The sequence below is a fragment of the Sphingobacterium sp. UDSM-2020 genome, from assembly GCF_016132525.1.
In the GTDB taxonomy this organism is placed as follows: Bacteria; Bacteroidota; Bacteroidia; order Sphingobacteriales; family Sphingobacteriaceae; genus Sphingobacterium; species Sphingobacterium anhuiense.
This window is the reverse complement of sequence record NZ_CP066166.1, coordinates 885,791-901,149: the sequence shown is the minus strand read 5'-3', so window position 1 is coordinate 901,149 and position 15,359 is coordinate 885,791. Positions and strand designations below refer to the sequence as shown.

At 36.1% G+C, this 15,359-nt stretch carries 16 protein-coding genes; 1 reads left to right on the top strand and 15 read right to left on the bottom strand.

Annotation, left to right across the window (positions count from 1 at the left end; translation table 11 throughout):
- Positions 1 to 3: 3 nt before the first annotated feature.
- The 15 genes from JAZ75_RS03805 to JAZ75_RS03735 all read right to left on the bottom strand — a co-directional run bounded on the left by JAZ75_RS03805 (position 4) and on the right by JAZ75_RS03735 (position 14,013).
- Positions 4 to 975 carry a polyprenyl synthetase family protein gene (locus tag JAZ75_RS03805; RefSeq protein ID WP_208700311.1) on the bottom strand — a complete coding sequence of 324 codons (972 nt, stop codon included), beginning with the start codon at positions 973 to 975 and terminating at the stop codon, positions 4 to 6.
- 58 nt (positions 976 to 1,033) lie between these two features.
- Entirely contained in the window at positions 1,034 to 1,597 is a 564-nt protein-coding gene (locus JAZ75_RS03800) for a DUF3109 family protein (protein ID WP_132772496.1), read from the bottom strand.
- Between the two features lie 9 nt (positions 1,598 to 1,606).
- Entirely contained in the window at positions 1,607 to 2,392 is a 786-nt protein-coding gene (locus JAZ75_RS03795) for a DUF3108 domain-containing protein (protein WP_132772494.1), read from the bottom strand.
- A gap of 41 nt (positions 2,393 to 2,433) precedes the next feature.
- Positions 2,434 to 2,946, bottom strand: coding sequence for a DUF2480 family protein (locus tag JAZ75_RS03790; protein WP_132772493.1), 513 nt, complete (start codon positions 2,944 to 2,946; stop codon positions 2,434 to 2,436).
- Between the two features lie 61 nt (positions 2,947 to 3,007).
- Positions 3,008 to 5,113: a SurA N-terminal domain-containing protein gene (locus JAZ75_RS03785; protein WP_208700309.1), complete on the bottom strand. Its 2,106-nt coding sequence runs from the start codon at positions 5,111 to 5,113 to the stop codon at positions 3,008 to 3,010.
- Positions 5,114 to 5,273: 160 nt separating this feature from the next.
- Positions 5,274 to 5,882, bottom strand: a complete 609-nt coding sequence (gene lptC / locus JAZ75_RS03780) for an LPS export ABC transporter periplasmic protein LptC (RefSeq protein WP_132772489.1) — start codon at positions 5,880 to 5,882, stop codon at positions 5,274 to 5,276.
- Positions 5,883 to 5,895: 13 nt separating this feature from the next.
- Positions 5,896 to 7,218 carry a hypothetical protein gene (locus JAZ75_RS03775; protein ID WP_021189314.1) on the bottom strand — a complete coding sequence of 441 codons (1,323 nt, stop codon included), beginning with the start codon at positions 7,216 to 7,218 and terminating at the stop codon, positions 5,896 to 5,898.
- A gap of 224 nt (positions 7,219 to 7,442) precedes the next feature.
- Positions 7,443 to 8,426, bottom strand: a complete 984-nt coding sequence (locus JAZ75_RS03770) for a DUF6427 family protein (RefSeq protein WP_021189315.1) — start codon at positions 8,424 to 8,426, stop codon at positions 7,443 to 7,445.
- 127 nt (positions 8,427 to 8,553) lie between these two features.
- Positions 8,554 to 8,769, bottom strand: a complete 216-nt coding sequence (locus JAZ75_RS03765; RefSeq protein WP_132772488.1) for a CcmD family protein — start codon at positions 8,767 to 8,769, stop codon at positions 8,554 to 8,556.
- 28 nt (positions 8,770 to 8,797) lie between these two features.
- Positions 8,798 to 9,463 carry a cytochrome c biogenesis protein gene (ccsA, locus tag JAZ75_RS03760; protein ID WP_132772486.1) on the bottom strand — a complete coding sequence of 222 codons (666 nt, stop codon included), beginning with the start codon at positions 9,461 to 9,463 and terminating at the stop codon, positions 8,798 to 8,800.
- Positions 9,464 to 9,496: 33 nt separating this feature from the next.
- Entirely contained in the window at positions 9,497 to 10,156 is a 660-nt protein-coding gene (locus tag JAZ75_RS03755; RefSeq protein WP_208700307.1) for a heme exporter protein CcmB, read from the bottom strand.
- Positions 10,157 to 10,229: 73 nt separating this feature from the next.
- Positions 10,230 to 10,637, bottom strand: coding sequence for a hypothetical protein (locus JAZ75_RS03750; protein WP_031287862.1), 408 nt, complete (start codon positions 10,635 to 10,637; stop codon positions 10,230 to 10,232).
- Between the two features lie 96 nt (positions 10,638 to 10,733).
- Positions 10,734 to 12,566, bottom strand: a complete 1,833-nt coding sequence (locus JAZ75_RS03745) for an ABC transporter ATP-binding protein (RefSeq protein ID WP_208700305.1) — start codon at positions 12,564 to 12,566, stop codon at positions 10,734 to 10,736.
- 59 nt (positions 12,567 to 12,625) lie between these two features.
- Positions 12,626 to 13,150 carry a hypothetical protein gene (locus tag JAZ75_RS03740; protein WP_183916118.1) on the bottom strand — a complete coding sequence of 175 codons (525 nt, stop codon included), beginning with the start codon at positions 13,148 to 13,150 and terminating at the stop codon, positions 12,626 to 12,628.
- Positions 13,151 to 13,224: 74 nt separating this feature from the next.
- Positions 13,225 to 14,013: an S-adenosyl-l-methionine hydroxide adenosyltransferase family protein gene (locus JAZ75_RS03735; protein ID WP_132843862.1), complete on the bottom strand. Its 789-nt coding sequence runs from the start codon at positions 14,011 to 14,013 to the stop codon at positions 13,225 to 13,227.
- A 355-nt stretch (positions 14,014 to 14,368) separates the two neighbouring features.
- Between JAZ75_RS03735 and JAZ75_RS03730 the strand changes: the two genes are divergently transcribed.
- Complete coding sequence (locus JAZ75_RS03730) at positions 14,369 to 15,334, top strand: PhoH family protein (protein ID WP_132772558.1); 966 nt, start codon at positions 14,369 to 14,371, stop codon at positions 15,332 to 15,334.
- Positions 15,335 to 15,359 lie beyond the last annotated feature (25 nt).

Here is a 15,359-nt window from a genome sequence, read left to right as displayed (position 1 = left end):
TTTCTATTTTTTTCTTTCAGTTGTAAATTTGACAAGTTGTAGTAACCCTGTTTTATATTCATTATCAGGGAATTCATCTAATATTTTAAAAGCATCTTTTTGGTAATCCAACATTTTTTCTGTTGCATATTCCAATCCACCACTTTGTCTTACAAACGCAATGACTTCTGCTACTTTTTTATTGTCATCATTATGGTTTTTTACCAGATTGATGATTCTTCTTTTTTCTGATTTTTCCGCTTGACTCAATGCATATATCAGTGGTAGAGTCATTTTTTTCTCTTTGATATCATTACCGAGTGGCTTGCCCACATCGTCGACTCCAAAATCAAATAAATCATCTTTTATCTGAAAAGCGATACCGATTTTTTCGCCAAATGCATGTAGTTTCTGAACGGTCGCCGCATCGGCTCCCGAAGATGATGCTCCACAAGCACAACAGGAAGCAATCAATGAAGCTGTCTTCTGACGGATGACTTCAAAATAGATTGATTCTTCGATATCCAGTTTCCGCGCTTTTTCAATCTGTAATAATTCACCTTCACTCATTTGTTCAACGGCCTCTGAAACAATTTTCAGTAAGTCATATTCATGATGCTTTACTGAGAGAAGCAATCCTTTGGAAAGTAAAAAATCTCCGACTAGAACGGATACTTTATTTTTCCAGAGTGCGTTCACAGAAAAGAAACCTCTTCGTTCATTTGCATTATCTACAACATCATCATGGACCAATGACGCTGTATGAAGTAACTCAACTAAGGAAGCGCCACGATAGGTGGATTCTTTTATACCGTTGCACAGGCCTGCCGAAAAGAAAACAAACATTGGACGCATCTGTTTTCCTTTGGTTTTCACAATATATCCTGTAATACGATCTAATAGAGGGATTGAACTTTTCATTGAAGCTTTAAATTCAGTTTCAAAAGTTGCCAATTCCTTGAGGATGGGACGTTGTATTTCTTTTAATTTCAGCATGCAAGATGGTTAAAAACCACTATAATCTCCTTAAATGTCTATAAATATAAGCAATAGATTATAATGAATCTACCGCATTCTCTAATTTTTGGTACCATTCGTCACCATATTCCCGAATCAACGGGTCTTTTAGAAACTTGTATACGGGAACCTGTAGTTCTTTTCCAAAAGTACATGCATCTTTGCAGATGTGCCATCTGTCGTAATGAAGCACATCAAATTCAGGATAATTTGTCGTGCGAATAGGGTATAGGTGACAGGAAATTGGCTTTTTCCAGTTGATATCTCCAAGCTCATATGCTTTCTCAATGGCACATTTTGTGATACCATTTTCCCAGGTAACATAGGCACATTCTTTATTGCCATCGACACATGGGGTTGTTAAATCTCCGTCCATATCAATCACATGTGTGCCTTGATCTTCTATGGCTTCTATACCCTTAGCTGTCATGTAAGGTTTTACTTTTGGATATATCTCCGCAAGTATGGCCAGCTCATTTTGTTTTAATGGAGCGCCGGAATCTCCTTCTATACAGCAAATGCCTTTGCATTTGGAAAGATTGCATACGAAATCATTGTTAATCAAATCTTCGTGCACTAATACATTTCCTACTTCTATCATGATATTTTTTTATTTTGAATAACTCGCACGCTGTCCGAGTTTATGTTTCAAGCCTTCGGCTTTTAAGAGTTCTAATGTCACAGAACCAATTAAAATGTCTACGTTAGCTTTTACTGGGATACGATTCCCATCATTGGTTACCCAAAGATATAACTTACTGTTTTTCTTGAAAATTCGACCTGGCTTTATTTCAGGACTGAATTTAAGACATTCTAAAGATCCTAAATCTGTTTTTATGGTTTCTACGCCAATATATTTAATGCCTAATGTGGCGATTTCGTCGTTTAAGAAATAAGTCAATTTAAATGACTCTCCTGGCTTGACAGACGAAAGGTCCAAATTGCGCGCAAAATAGTATGCTGATAGTAAATCAAATGTTTGAGATACTACACTTTTAAAGTCTCCTTTGTTTCCGCTTACTGATCTTGTCTTTTGGTCGAAAGTAACCTTATCATTCCTTCTGTAGCCTCCTTCTCGGATGTTTTCAGTGTAATAATAAGGAAGATAAGTCTTACCATCTATATAGGAGTTGTATTCGTTCTTTACTGTATATAAAGCAAATGCTCCGGCAGTTTTCCCAGTTGCATATAACCGAAATGCAGGTGCCCCGCTACCTGATTTAGTATCTGTTACCGTCAATAGGCCAGTTGCCGCAGATAGAAAACCATACTTTAATTTGTACTCTAATTTTTCTCCGCCTTTAAAAGCGGATTCTTTCAAATGAGGAAGTTCTTGAGCAAATATCTGACCGCAGAAACTGAGCACTAAGAGTATTAACGAGACTAGCTTTTTCATATACGTAAGAATACAAAAATATTTTGAAATTACGAATACCGCTATTTACGTTTAAAGACAGGAACGGTAGAACATGGTTCTCCATACATGATACTTTTCGCAACTTTTGCCAAGGCAGTAGTGAACTGAACGAAAGCCGATTCTGGAATTTTGATATCTCCACATCCTTTTACAACTACGCGTTGATCTGTATATTCAGACATGTCAATTTCGGCTATAGTTTGGGCGTACAGTATACGTTCCAGTTCAACCAGATCTCCAAATACAACAGTCTTTGCAAATGGTTCTAATTTGGTCGCTAAAAGCATATATGCCCATGTCTGGACAATAGCATCAGTCGAACATGTAATTGCGACATGTTTGCCCGCATATGCTGACCAGTCATGTGTTTTTATAAAATCTCTAAAGTCTTTCTCTTTTAAGATCAGGCCATGAAATAGATTGTCTTTAATATCATATTCAACAAGTTCACCTGTTGGCTTGAACTTCGCAAGATCTACAGTAATAATACCACTCTGAGCAACTTTATTTACAATGTCGGTTTGAATATCCATATCAAATAATAAAAAAGCCGGACGATATACTCGTCCGGCTACAAAGTTAATTAAAATTATCTTAAAAGAATTTCACGCGATTGTCAGTGATTTCTGATTTATCTTGTAAAGCTTTGAAAATTGAAGCCCAAGAACGTTGCAGTTTTCCGGCTAAAATTTGTTTTTTCTGAGCATTTAAATCGGGAATCGCAGCAGGGTTAACAAAGCCATTCACTTGAACAGCGTATACACCTTGTGCACCTTCAATTGCTTTAGATGGTTTGTTCGGTTGTAAACCAAATACCGTACCTACCACTTTGTTTTCTAAAGAAACTCCAGGGATAACTGGATTTGCCAATACGATATTTTCAACTGCTACTGGAGTTTTACCTAATTTCTGTCCTACCTGATCAAGAGAGCTAGCACCGCTTAAGGCAGCATTCATTTTCTCTGTCAATAGTTTTGCTTTAACTGCATTTTTTACAGCAGGCTCAATATCTTTTTTTACAGTTGCTAAAGGCAAGATACCTTTAGGTTGTACATCTACAAGGCGTGCTAATATATACGATTGTTCTGTTTCAAAAACACGATCAGAAATATCATCTTTTTTAGCTTCGAATGCCCATTTGATCAATTCTCTTGGAGCTTCATTGCCGTCTAATGTATTATCCATTGCTAAAACACGAGTTGCAGTAGTTGCTTTCAATCCTAATTTTTGAGCTTCTTGAGCAAAGTTTTGTGCTGTAGCTGCAGTCAAGAAAGCATTTGCTTTGCTATGTGCCGTGTTTAATGTTTCTTTACCGCTGATAATCGCTTTATCTACGATCGCAGCTTTAACATATTTTGCAGAACCAATTTGATTCTCGATTTTGATGATATGTACACCATATTGTGATTCCACAACTTTAATATCACCTGTTTTTCCATTGAATACAGCATTATCAAAAACAGGAACCATTTGTCCACGAGGGAATGTTCCAAGTTCGCCGCCATTTACTTTACTACCTTGGTCAGTACTGAATTGGACAGCTAGTGAAGAGAAGCTTTCTCCCTTCGCTAATAAACCTTTGATCGAGTCTGCTTTTGCTAATGCTTTCTGAACACCACCTTCAGCAGTTGCATTCAATAAAATGTGACTAGCTTTTACGGAGTCAGGTCCAACAGTTGTTTGTGCTACTTTAGCAATTTCAAATAGACCGTTAGATTCGTAAGGACCAACAATAGTTCCAGCCGGAACATTGAAAAGTACTGAATCCAATGCTGGACTTAATTGACCTTTTTTAACAAAAGTGTAAGGGTATTTATTGTCGGAGTTGATCGATGCAAATAAAGAATCGTTTGTTGAAGCTGCTAATTCAGTTTTCAATCTATTGATAGTCTCTTTTGCATAATCGATATCTTTTGCAGTAGGACGTGCATCTACAACAACATACTCGATAGAGCGAGTTTCTTCTTGATTTTTAAATGAGTTTTTATGCTCATCGTAATATGCTTGATAATCAGCATCCGTGATTTTAATTTCACTATCCTTAACGCCAGCATAATCCAATAATACATATTTGAAATTTGCTAATTTATTGCGTTGTTGATATTCATCATTAGCTTCTAAAGATGTAACATAAACACTGTTGTTTAATAAGCTTGAGTATTTATTGTTCAAACGTTCTTCCTTTACAGCTGCTAATAACATTTCCCACTGTTGTGCTGCCTGAGGATTACCTGCAGTGTTTAATTGTGAAATGAATGTTAACAATTGGTTACGATTAAATTGACCTGTCTGTGGATCAGTAAAAGCTTGAACGATTTGATTAGAAGGACGATTACCAGTTACTAAATCATTTAATTCATTCTTACCAACCTCTAAGCCGATTTTTTCAATTTCGCTTTTTAGGATTTCTTTTTGCAACAATTGATTCCATACCTGTTGTACAGCATATGATTTCATTTGAGGAGTCAAGTTACCACCCATTTGTTGCTTAAACATTTCTGCTGTTTGATCAACTTGTTGGTTGAATTCTTGGAAATCGATTTTCTCTCCATTTATTTCTGCTACGCGATTTTGGTTTTTAGCCCAAAACGGAGTTCCAGATTTGACAACATCTCCTAATAAAAATGCTAGAATTGCCACAGCCATAGCTCCAGTTAAAATGAAACCAGCTCGGTTGCGCAAAAAGCTCATTAATCCCATAGTCTGTTTATTGTGTTTATTATTGTTTAAATACTTAAAATACCATTATTTAGGAAATAGTATGCCTAAATGCGGTGCAAGATACAATTTTTATAAAAAAAAGAGTAATTATTTCTGATTAAGGGAAACTTATTTCATCCAAATTTGTTTTGAGCAAATTTTATTGACCAAATGAAGGGAACATACTATTGTCTTTTACGAGCATGACACCTGTTGAATTTTGGATATTTATTTTTTTAAAATCCTTATCAGAAGTAAAGGAAGATCCTTGCAGGTTACCTCTATTATCTTTGAAATAGGCCGTTATAGGCATATTATTATAGAAAGATTCTTTGCCTTCATCGTAGATGATTTCATCTGTTTTAATGATTGACCCGTCTGCCATCGTTACGACAACGTTCTTTTTGAAAGTTGTTGTTTTTGCCGCTTCATGCTGAATGGCATAATCCGAGATAATACGTTGTGTTTCTTTAACATCTTTATCATAGAATATGATCTGGATACCTTTAGGAAATTCATACACTTGCGTACTGTCATGTTTAATGCGCATTTCAGGAGCAGTCATCCGTGCTTTTACGATCGTTGAATCGCTATAGATGACGTCCACGTGACGAGAGATATCAACGGCTTCTTCTTTTTTAAGATTAGCGATCCGATCTACTTCTTTTAAATCGGGTTCACAAGCTGTAAAGAAGATTGCCCCTACTGCAATGAGGAGCAGTAGAGGCAATGTATAATGCTTTTTTGAGGCAATTGTATGTGTTGCCATATCAGTCTCTTGATTAATCAATGGAGTTTCTTCTAAACCAACGGTCATTTAAAGTAAAACCAACATTCAAGTTGACGTATCTCTCTCTGATCAAGCTATTGTTCATGGTTCCCATTTGTCCCAGTTCTGCAGAGATATTGATTTTGGAAAATGCACCACTGTAAGGATTTCTTGCTAATGGAAGGCCAACACCAAAGGTAATAGCCATATCATTGATATCCTGTTTGTTGATAAAGTATTGCGTTCTGTTATAACGGAAGCCGATACGGTAATCCATTAAGCTTGTGTATTTAAATGAAGTTGGATCTGGTGTGATTTGTCCACCGATTGCAAATCCATAATTTGTTTTTAAGTTTTCTTCGTTTTTTCTTACCTGAAATTTCGACCAGTCTGCATATTTGAATTCTGCCCCTACTAACCAACGGTTTGTTCTGGCAAAAGTAATACCTACATTATGTTTTAATGGAAGGTTTAAATCTCTTCTTGTTCGCTCAGTTTGACTCACTGTATCCAAAGCGATGTTTGTGTCGTCACTATTGTTTGAGGGTAGCGTACGCGTTACAAATGATGTTGTGCGGTCATGGATCGCATTATTCAATGATCCCGAATAACCAACTGTTATAGAATATTCTTTATTGATCGTTTTGTAATACTGCGCTCCGTAGTCAAAGCTTACGCCTTGGATTTCACGTTTATCTTGTTGTTGTACGTTCAGACCGTAGTTAAAGGGTAATTCAAGTCGGCTAAAATCATTTAACGTACCAAATAGGTAAGAAATATTAGCTCCGACACTGAAATTCTTCGTGATATTAACACCGTATCCGAAATAAGCTTTTGTTAACCCACCTTCTCCGGTAAATGTTTTTCTGTAATTAACGGTGTCTATTTTTTGTGTACTGTTTGAGTTGTAACCTAAATCTGAGTATGGTAAAAGACCGATACTGATACCGCCCGCTTTTTTCATTGGGAAGGTCATTGTGATATGACTGAAAGCAAAATCTGCCGTATTATCTGACTTATTTTTCGAACTCAATTGGGTGAAATTTCCATATAGACCGGCATCAAAAGTACTGAATTGGGCAGCAGAGTATGAGGCTGGATTACTAGGATTCGTATTATAAACTGAACCGAAGTAACGGACACCCGTGGATAAGCCACCCATCGCACGATGTTGAGGTAGTAGATCTTCACGCATTTGACCTAAGCCAAATTGTGAATAAGGTGATGCAGACGTCGACTTCTGCGCAAATGCTGCTGACGAGCTGTATAATAAGCCTAAAGTCAATAACACTTGAGGTACTTTACTTGTAATGGAGCTTAAAAAGCGTTTCTGCATGATTATAGATTAAAGTTGCGAAACTTTTATTTTATATAAATAATATATTAAAGTTTTGTGTTTCAAAGATTCTAAAAATATGCGAAAAGATCGGTATAACGGGTTAAAAATCTGTTCAAATTTATATTTTAAGATGATCCTATCAGCATACAAAACTATTTAATTTTTGCGACCTTGTAGAGTTGATTTTGTTAAAAAAGGTTAAACTCCTGATAGCTAAAATTTTAGAAAAACTGAAAATACAGTATTGTTAAAATAATGATTGCATATACACTCTCAAAAAGCCATTTTTTCTTTGCATGTGTGAAATAATAAGCCATATAAATTGCCAATGGAGGTGCACATAGTAGAAAGTGTGTTTCGGTTATTTGCTTGTTCCAATAAAAGGAACCAACTGCTAATAACAACATGAAAAATAAGAGCTGAAATGATTTTCGAATATGTACTACGCTCTTAAAAAAATTATCTTTTAGAATGATGAGAAAAAGTATCAAATTAAATACGATGGGTATAAGTACAAAGTAATCATGAATTTCCATCGTTACTGTTGTTGGAAATGTTTTCGTCAGCGGTAGCCAGATGCTATAGAAATCCTTAAATCTCCCTAACCAAAGGTAGATTACCGCAAGGATAAAATAGATGGTTGCAAAACCCAACAACGGTGAGATCCATTCTCTCCAGTTGAATGGTCTGAAAATGATGAGACTGATCCAAAGTAATAGAAACATGATGATGAAAGGGAAATAGATCAAGCTACCGATAGCTACGATCATGCCCAGGTCAAACATCAGTGCTTTGATATCTTGTTGCCGGTATAAACTTAATAATTTGCTCAGCATCCATACCGATATGAAATTACAGATCAGGGTCGGTGATATAACCAGAAATGGTAAAAACAAACTGGCTAAAGTCAAATACATCAATGCAACAAGAAAACTTGGTTTACCCAACAAGTTGAAATGACCGATGATTCGATTTAGGATGGTAGCTTGAATAATGGTTAATCCTAATGTCACCAGCACATTCATTTGCGGTGATAAGGTATTGATACCGTCTTTTCCGAGTAAATTGCCAAGTGCGGGCTCAAATAGGATAGGAGTCAGGCTTTCGGGCAGATGAATGAATACGCCAAAGCATAAGAAAAATCCTATAAGTATAAGAAGAACGATATTAATGGGCGTGAATTTCCTAAATTGACTGATAATCATGTATGCCTTGTTACAAGTTGTTCTCTACAATATTACTATTTAATTCCGAATTAGGTTGATTAAAACCAACAATGCCATCACATTTTTGATATGATAGCATTGCCTTTTATAAGATGATATTGTAAAATTATTTTTGATTTTGTTTCTTTTCTAATCTTGTTATTTTCCTATCCAGGATAAACAAATAACCAGCTATTCCTAAGAACAAAACGAGCATAACCAAAACAACCACGTATATTTTACCTGAACTTCTTAGTCCGGTCGCCATATCAATTTCGCTTTGTGCAAAGATGTTTAATGTTGTCATGAAGACTAAAGCGATTGATAGTGATAACTTTTTCATATCAATTGTAATAAGATTTTTCAAAAAATTAATTAATTTCATTTTGCTTCTGTTCGATGATACGTAAACGGTAGCGTAAGGTAAACATCCAAGTACCGATCAAAATCCACCCAATGACGGCTGTGTAAAATACCGGTCTTAACTGATTGTTCATGTCCAGGTTGCTGAAAGCGCTATTTCCTCCGCTACCTGGGTGCAGTGAATCAGTCAGTTTTGGTAAGATATAAAGCAAAACAATCATGATAGGAAAAGCAAAAATATTATATACGGCAGATATTTTAGCTCTTTTCTGCTCCTCTTCAAGCGCATTTCGCAAGACCAAGTAGGCCAAGTACATCAATGTCGCAATTGCAGATCCATTCAATTTAGGATCATTGGGCCATGCTTCCCCCCAGGTAATATTTGCCCATAGCATACCTGTAGCTAATCCCATAAAACAAAATGTAATCCCGGTATTTACAGCTTCTACCGCCATTAAATCATACTCTTGCTTGCCCGTATTCAAGTACTTGATACTGTAGATAACAGATATTGTATAAAGGAATAGCATTGCAAACCACATCGGGACATGGAAGTAAATATTTCGGATGGTTTCATGAAGAAGGAATAAAGCAGGTACTGGACCTAGTAGCCCTGCAATGATGACCAATGAAATTAAGACTACTGCCAAAATTTTCCACCAACTTTTTCTCATTTTTATGAATATTTAAAAACTGTAATTGTGCAATTAATCACGCCAAAGGTAAGGAAATAACAATAAAGAAACAGTGATTGTGATGATATTAATTGCAATTAAAACGACGATTTCATTCAAACTTTCTGCTCTATCCATACCCTGCATTGCATTCTGTGACAGCTTAATCAGTACAATAAGCAACGGAATAATAACGGGAAAACTCAGGATGGCCATTAAAGTGCTGTTATTTCCAGCTTTAGAAGTAATACCCGAAACCATAGTGAAAACAGAAGCAAAACTGACACTGCCCAGGATGACTGCAAAAAAGTATAAAACGGGATCGCCTAATGGATTTTTAAAAATTACAGAGTAAGTGATGTATGCAACAACGGCCAAAAATGCCATCAAGCACATATTATAAAAGATTTTAGCGAGTATAACTGCTTTCGGGTTTACGATGGAGTAGTAATAAAGTTGGCGTTGTTGGTTTTCTTGTGTGAAACTCTTATTAATGGCATTCACCGATGCGAAGAGCATGATAATCCAAAATAAAGCGTTCCATATCGTAGCATCTACAGATTTGAATGCTTGATAGCAAACAAATACTGTAGATATTACATATAGTAAAATGCTATTGATGGCATATTTGGATCGCCACTCTAGAATAGCATCTTTATAGACTAAAGTTTTTACTTGTTGTAGTAAATTCATACAGCGCAAAGATACAAATGAAATGTAATAAGCTGAATGAATAGTGCAACGAGGAAGTAAATTTTAAAAGGTTTTAGGCTTTATCAACTTTGCTTTTTGCTGTATCGACAGCATCGTCAACGTGATCTGCTAATTTATGAGCAGCGCTATTGGTATTATTCAATGCTTCTCTGCCTACTTCTTTTGCTTTATTTTTTAAAGCATCCACTTCATCAGAAGCTTTATCTTTCAATGATCCAAATCCTTCAGCAGCTTTATTTTTTAAAGCATGTAATTCTTCGGAAGCCTGGTTTGCTAATTTCCGAGCTCTTTTTGCTTCTCTTTTTGATACATCTTTTAGAGAACGAGTCAGATCTTTAATTCCGTCATTAGCACGACTTAATTGTTTCTTGCCATCATCAGTACCTAATAAATACCATGCTGCAGCACCTGCTGCTAAACCTATTAACGCAAATGCAACTAATCCATTTTTATTTTTCATATCGCTCATATTTTAATATACTTCTTTCAACTATGATACCAATTAAACAGTTGATACAGAGAAAAGTTTTAAAAGGGCTTATGAATTAACATTTTTTTACACTTGAATCTTATGTTTGGATTGCAATGAGTACAGGTGATGGTATAGTCCACTACCTTTGCTCATTAATTCGATATGATTTCCTGATTCGGATACCACGCCGTTTTCGATGACCATAATTTGATCCGAGTCTACAATAGTAGACAATCGATGTGCGATGATAATGGAAGTTCTTCCTTTCATTAATTCTTCAAGTGCTAATTGTACTTGTCTTTCTGATTCGGAATCCAATGATGATGTTGCTTCATCCAGGATAAGGATCGCAGGATCTTTCAATAAAGCGCGCGCAATTGCGATACGTTGACGTTGACCTCCTGATAATTTAACCCCTCTTTCACCTACCAGTGTATCATAGCCCTCCGGGAAATTCATAATAAAATCATGTGCATTTGCACGTTTTGAAGCTGTAATGATATGGTCAGCATCAGCGTCTAGGCGTCCATAAGCAATATTTTCACGAATAGTACCGCCAAAAAGTAAGACGTCTTGTGGAACAATGGCGACTTGATTACGGATGTCAGACAATAAATAGTCAGCGCTGCTCATCCCATCATACAGAATCTCTCCGCTGTCAGGTTTGTAAAATTGCAAGACCAATGAAGCAATAGTTGACTTACCGATACCACTCGGGCCGACGATCGCAATTTTTTGTCCAGCTTTCGCATGAAAGGTAATATCTTTTAATATTTTAATATCAGGTCTGCTAGGATAAGAAAAAGATACATGGTTGAAAGTCAGATCACCATGAAAATATTTACGGATCTCTTTAGAAGATTCATCGATTGTGATACTTTCCTGTTCTTCCTGTAGGATTTCCAGTACGCGTTCGCTTGCTCCCAGAGCTTTCTGAATATTGGCATAGAGTTCTGGAAAACTCCCCATAGATCCAGCAACGAACATCGAATATAGAATGTAAGTGGTCAAATCTCCAACAGACATTTCTCCTAAAAACACTAGAGTAGAACCGTACCAGATCACTGCAATGACAGCACCAAAGATACAGAAGATGATAAAGGAAGCAAATGCACCACGATATGTTGCACCTTTTACTGCTAAGCCAACAACGGCATCTAGTTTATTGGAATATCTGTTTGATTCATAATATTCATTGACAAAAGCTTTAACATTGCTGATTCCCTGTAATGTCTCTTGCACGATGGTGTTAGATTCTGCCAATTTATCTTGAGCCTGACGTGATAGATTTCTGATGAATTTACCAAATACAATAGCTGTTACAACGAGTACTGGCAAAATGCATAAGTTCATTAAAGCTAGCTTTGGTGATACAAAAACTAATAATGCAACACCAAATGCTAAGCTGATACACTGTCTCAAGATTTCAGCTAAAGTAGTTGTCATAGTGTCTTGTATCTGCGCTAAATCTGCAGATAACCTACTGTTGAGTTCGCCAACGCGACGATTGGCAAAATACTCCATGGGAAGTGATATCAATTTCTGGTATGAATCCCGGCGAATTGATGCGAGAGATTTTTCTGCAATCTCCACAAATAGGCGAATTCTAAAAAAAGAGACAATGGAAGTAAAAGTGAGGATAACAAAAGCGATGGATCCTATTTCAAAAACATCGGCTGGGAGCCATGTGTAAGTTTGTTTTCCTTCAGAAGCATCAATCATTGCACCTAAAAGTGCTGGGAAAGTCAGCATTGCCAAACTTGAAAGTATCAAGAAAAGCATTCCTAACAAAAATTTGGTTCTAAATGGTTTTAGATACGATAGTATTTGTGCCGCTCTTTTTAATAATTCCTTATTAAGTTTCGGTTTTGGTAGTTCTTCTTCTTGCTTATTTCCGCTGTTAAATCCTCTTGCCATAGCACCAATCAATTTAATATTGAGACCTGCAAAAGTAACTACTCTTCATTAATCACTTATCATCCTTTAGTAATTTTTTGATTTCGGTATACTAAATAACTCAGAACAGCTATGATAGCGAGGGCGATATAAAGTAAAATATTTGAACTATTGTCACTTCCTTCTAGGTTTTCTATGTCTTTTTTGAGTTTCTCATTCTCTTTTTGCAGCTTATTGATGGTGCCCATGTAAGCAGAAACCTGTTTGTCATATTCCGAAGCTAGATTCTGGAACTTCTGTTTTTCATCATCTTTGATGCTGATGAGTCTACGTGTTTCCAAAAAAATATTGTTGTCGGTGATGACGATATTTTTTAAAATATCTATGGTGCGCTGCATATCATCTTTCGATTTAAAAAGCCCAAATATGGCTGATTTCTTTTCCAGACTTAGATCGTATTCTCCAAATTTTACTTTACGATCTTCAATAAGTTTATTGACACGCATACGTTGTGCCTCAAAGGAAGTTGAGTCTGCATTTTGTGCGCTAACAGCAAAACCTGTCAGAAAGAATAGAAGAAAAGAAAGACTTTTTATAAACTGCATATTCAAATGATATTTTTTTAAAATCTTGGATAAGACAAAAAAAAGGAATAAAAGTTTAATCGCTCGTTTTGTTATTAATTGTGGAATTCGATTCTGATGATATGAGATTCATCATCAAATAATCCTAAGAGCTGACTTGCGTTTGCTTTATTCATAGCGATCTCCAGATAATTACTGATTCCAAACAAACATAGTTTTTCTCCCTCCGTTACCTCATTGTAGTTCCATGATAAATTAGTGATGGTTTCACTTCTTTTAAAATATAGTGTGAAGCTTCGACCTTTTTGTACACGGTTAAATAATTCCTTGGAGATATTGGTAATCGCATTTCCAAAAGCATCGACATAGACGACATTACCGCGGATGGTATCATTGTCATATATAGGTTGTAACGTAACTTTTTCAACGGTTTGATCTATGGAATTGCCAATCTCCGTTAATTTACCGCCTTTAGCAATGTGACAGGCCGATTTGGTCAAAATATCAGCAAGTGGAAAATGTAAGTATCGAAGATCCTGAATCAAATTAAGTTCAACAAGTTCTTGAGGTTTATCGCCATTTAAGAGTAAGCTAAAGATGCCATTGTCAGCACCTACAAAGAAGTGATCATTATACATCATTGCCACGTAACGTGATCCTTCATGAAATAAGGTGTTGATTCCAATGATATGGACTGTTTTTTTTGGGAAATAATGATAAGCATTGGCCAGCACAAAAGCTGCTCTCGGAATATTGAAGGCAGGTATCTCGTGTGTAATATCAACAATTCGAACATCCGGAAGTTCCGATATCAAACTGCCTTTAAGTGCTGCTTGATAGAAATCTTTATGTCCTAAATCTGTTGTTAATGTAATAACTCCCATTCTTCTTAATTACCCTTTATGATATACCCTAGAATTCTTTTTGTTAAGGTTTTAATATATAAACTTAATCCTCAAAATTAAAGTAAAATTAACTCAAAAAAAAGAAAAGGTACGCAAAAGTACGTAATGTCTTCTGATAAAAATAAATAGAATGTACATATTCGATCCGATCGATTTGAGTTGGATGTTTTTAATCTTGATATCCACCAATATAAAAATAAAAAATGAACTCTTTTTTTTATTTTTGTTGCATATTCTGATGCTAAAATTGATATTAATACTGTATTTTTGGATATTGGTTGATGTTTGTAGGTAACAGGCCAATATGGAAATAATTCACCTTAAATTGAATGATTTGAACGAATTACAAATTACATTGGATGCTATCAATTTAGCGATACTTTGGGGCGCTCAGAATGAGCACTTTGACTACATAAAAAAACAGTATCCAAAATTGAGAATTGTAGCTAGGGGTAATGAGATGAAGGTATTGGGTGATGAAAAGCAACTTGAATCTTTCAAAAATTCCTTTGACGATGTTATCAACCATTTGGAAAAGTACAATAAACTTTCCTTAATGGATTTGGAAAACCTGATGCAGACAACTTCGGGATCTGCTGTACTGGAAGAAAAAATGCTTGCTGATAAAGCTGCAAGTGTCGGTTCCGAGCCTATTGTTTTTGGGCCTAATGGCATTATTGTGCGTGCACGTACACCGAATCAAAGAAAGATGGTGGATAGCATCACGAACAATGACATCCTTTTCGCTATAGGTCCTGCAGGTACAGGTAAAACCTACACCGCCGTTGCCTTAGCGGTCCGTGCATTACGCAATAAAGAAATCAAACGTATCATCTTAACACGACCGGCTGTTGAAGCTGGAGAGAATTTGGGCTTTCTTCCGGGAGATCTAAAAGAAAAAGTTGATCCTTACTTACGTCCTTTATACGATGCGCTTGATGATATGATTCCAGCAGAAAAACTCAAAGGATATCTCGAGAATAGAACCATTGAGGTCGCTCCATTAGCTTTTATGCGTGGACGTACTTTAGATAATTGTTTTGTGATTTTGGATGAGGCACAGAATGCAACCGATATGCAATTGAAAATGTTTTTAACCCGGATGGGACCGACAGCAAAATTCATTGTTACGGGTGACGTGACACAGATCGATTTACCAAGAAAGAATCAGTCAGGACTAGCAACTGCTGTACGATTGCTGGATAATATTGAGGGTATTGATATTATACATTTAAACGGTTCAGATGTTGTGAGGCACAAACTAGTGAAACGCATTTTAGAGGCTTACGGAGATATTTAATAGTCAATAATAAATTTGAGATAGA

Coding starts and splice junctions, on each gene's coding strand:
- ccsA (WP_132772486.1), bottom strand. CDS start 9,463: ATGAGAAAAAGTTGGTGGAAAATTTTGGCAGTAGTCTTAATTTCATTG.
- JAZ75_RS03735 (WP_132843862.1), bottom strand. CDS start 14,013: ATGGGAGTTATTACATTAACAACAGATTTAGGACATAAAGATTTCTAT.
- JAZ75_RS03790 (WP_132772493.1), bottom strand. CDS start 2,946: ATGGATATTCAAACCGACATTGTAAATAAAGTTGCTCAGAGTGGTATT.
- JAZ75_RS03775 (WP_021189314.1), bottom strand. CDS start 7,218: ATGCAGAAACGCTTTTTAAGCTCCATTACAAGTAAAGTACCTCAAGTG.
- JAZ75_RS03765 (WP_132772488.1), bottom strand. CDS start 8,769: ATGAAAAAGTTATCACTATCAATCGCTTTAGTCTTCATGACAACATTA.
- JAZ75_RS03805 (WP_208700311.1), bottom strand. CDS start 975: ATGCTGAAATTAAAAGAAATACAACGTCCCATCCTCAAGGAATTGGCA.
- JAZ75_RS03740 (WP_183916118.1), bottom strand. CDS start 13,150: ATGCAGTTTATAAAAAGTCTTTCTTTTCTTCTATTCTTTCTGACAGGT.
- JAZ75_RS03800 (WP_132772496.1), bottom strand. CDS start 1,597: ATGATAGAAGTAGGAAATGTATTAGTGCACGAAGATTTGATTAACAAT.
- JAZ75_RS03745 (WP_208700305.1), bottom strand. CDS start 12,566: ATGGCAAGAGGATTTAACAGCGGAAATAAGCAAGAAGAAGAACTACCA.
- lptC (WP_132772489.1), bottom strand. CDS start 5,882: ATGGCAACACATACAATTGCCTCAAAAAAGCATTATACATTGCCTCTA.
- JAZ75_RS03750 (WP_031287862.1), bottom strand. CDS start 10,637: ATGAAAAATAAAAATGGATTAGTTGCATTTGCGTTAATAGGTTTAGCA.
- JAZ75_RS03795 (WP_132772494.1), bottom strand. CDS start 2,392: ATGAAAAAGCTAGTCTCGTTAATACTCTTAGTGCTCAGTTTCTGCGGT.
- JAZ75_RS03755 (WP_208700307.1), bottom strand. CDS start 10,156: ATGAATTTACTACAACAAGTAAAAACTTTAGTCTATAAAGATGCTATT.
- JAZ75_RS03770 (WP_021189315.1), bottom strand. CDS start 8,426: ATGATTATCAGTCAATTTAGGAAATTCACGCCCATTAATATCGTTCTT.
- JAZ75_RS03785 (WP_208700309.1), bottom strand. CDS start 5,113: ATGGGATTAATGAGCTTTTTGCGCAACCGAGCTGGTTTCATTTTAACT.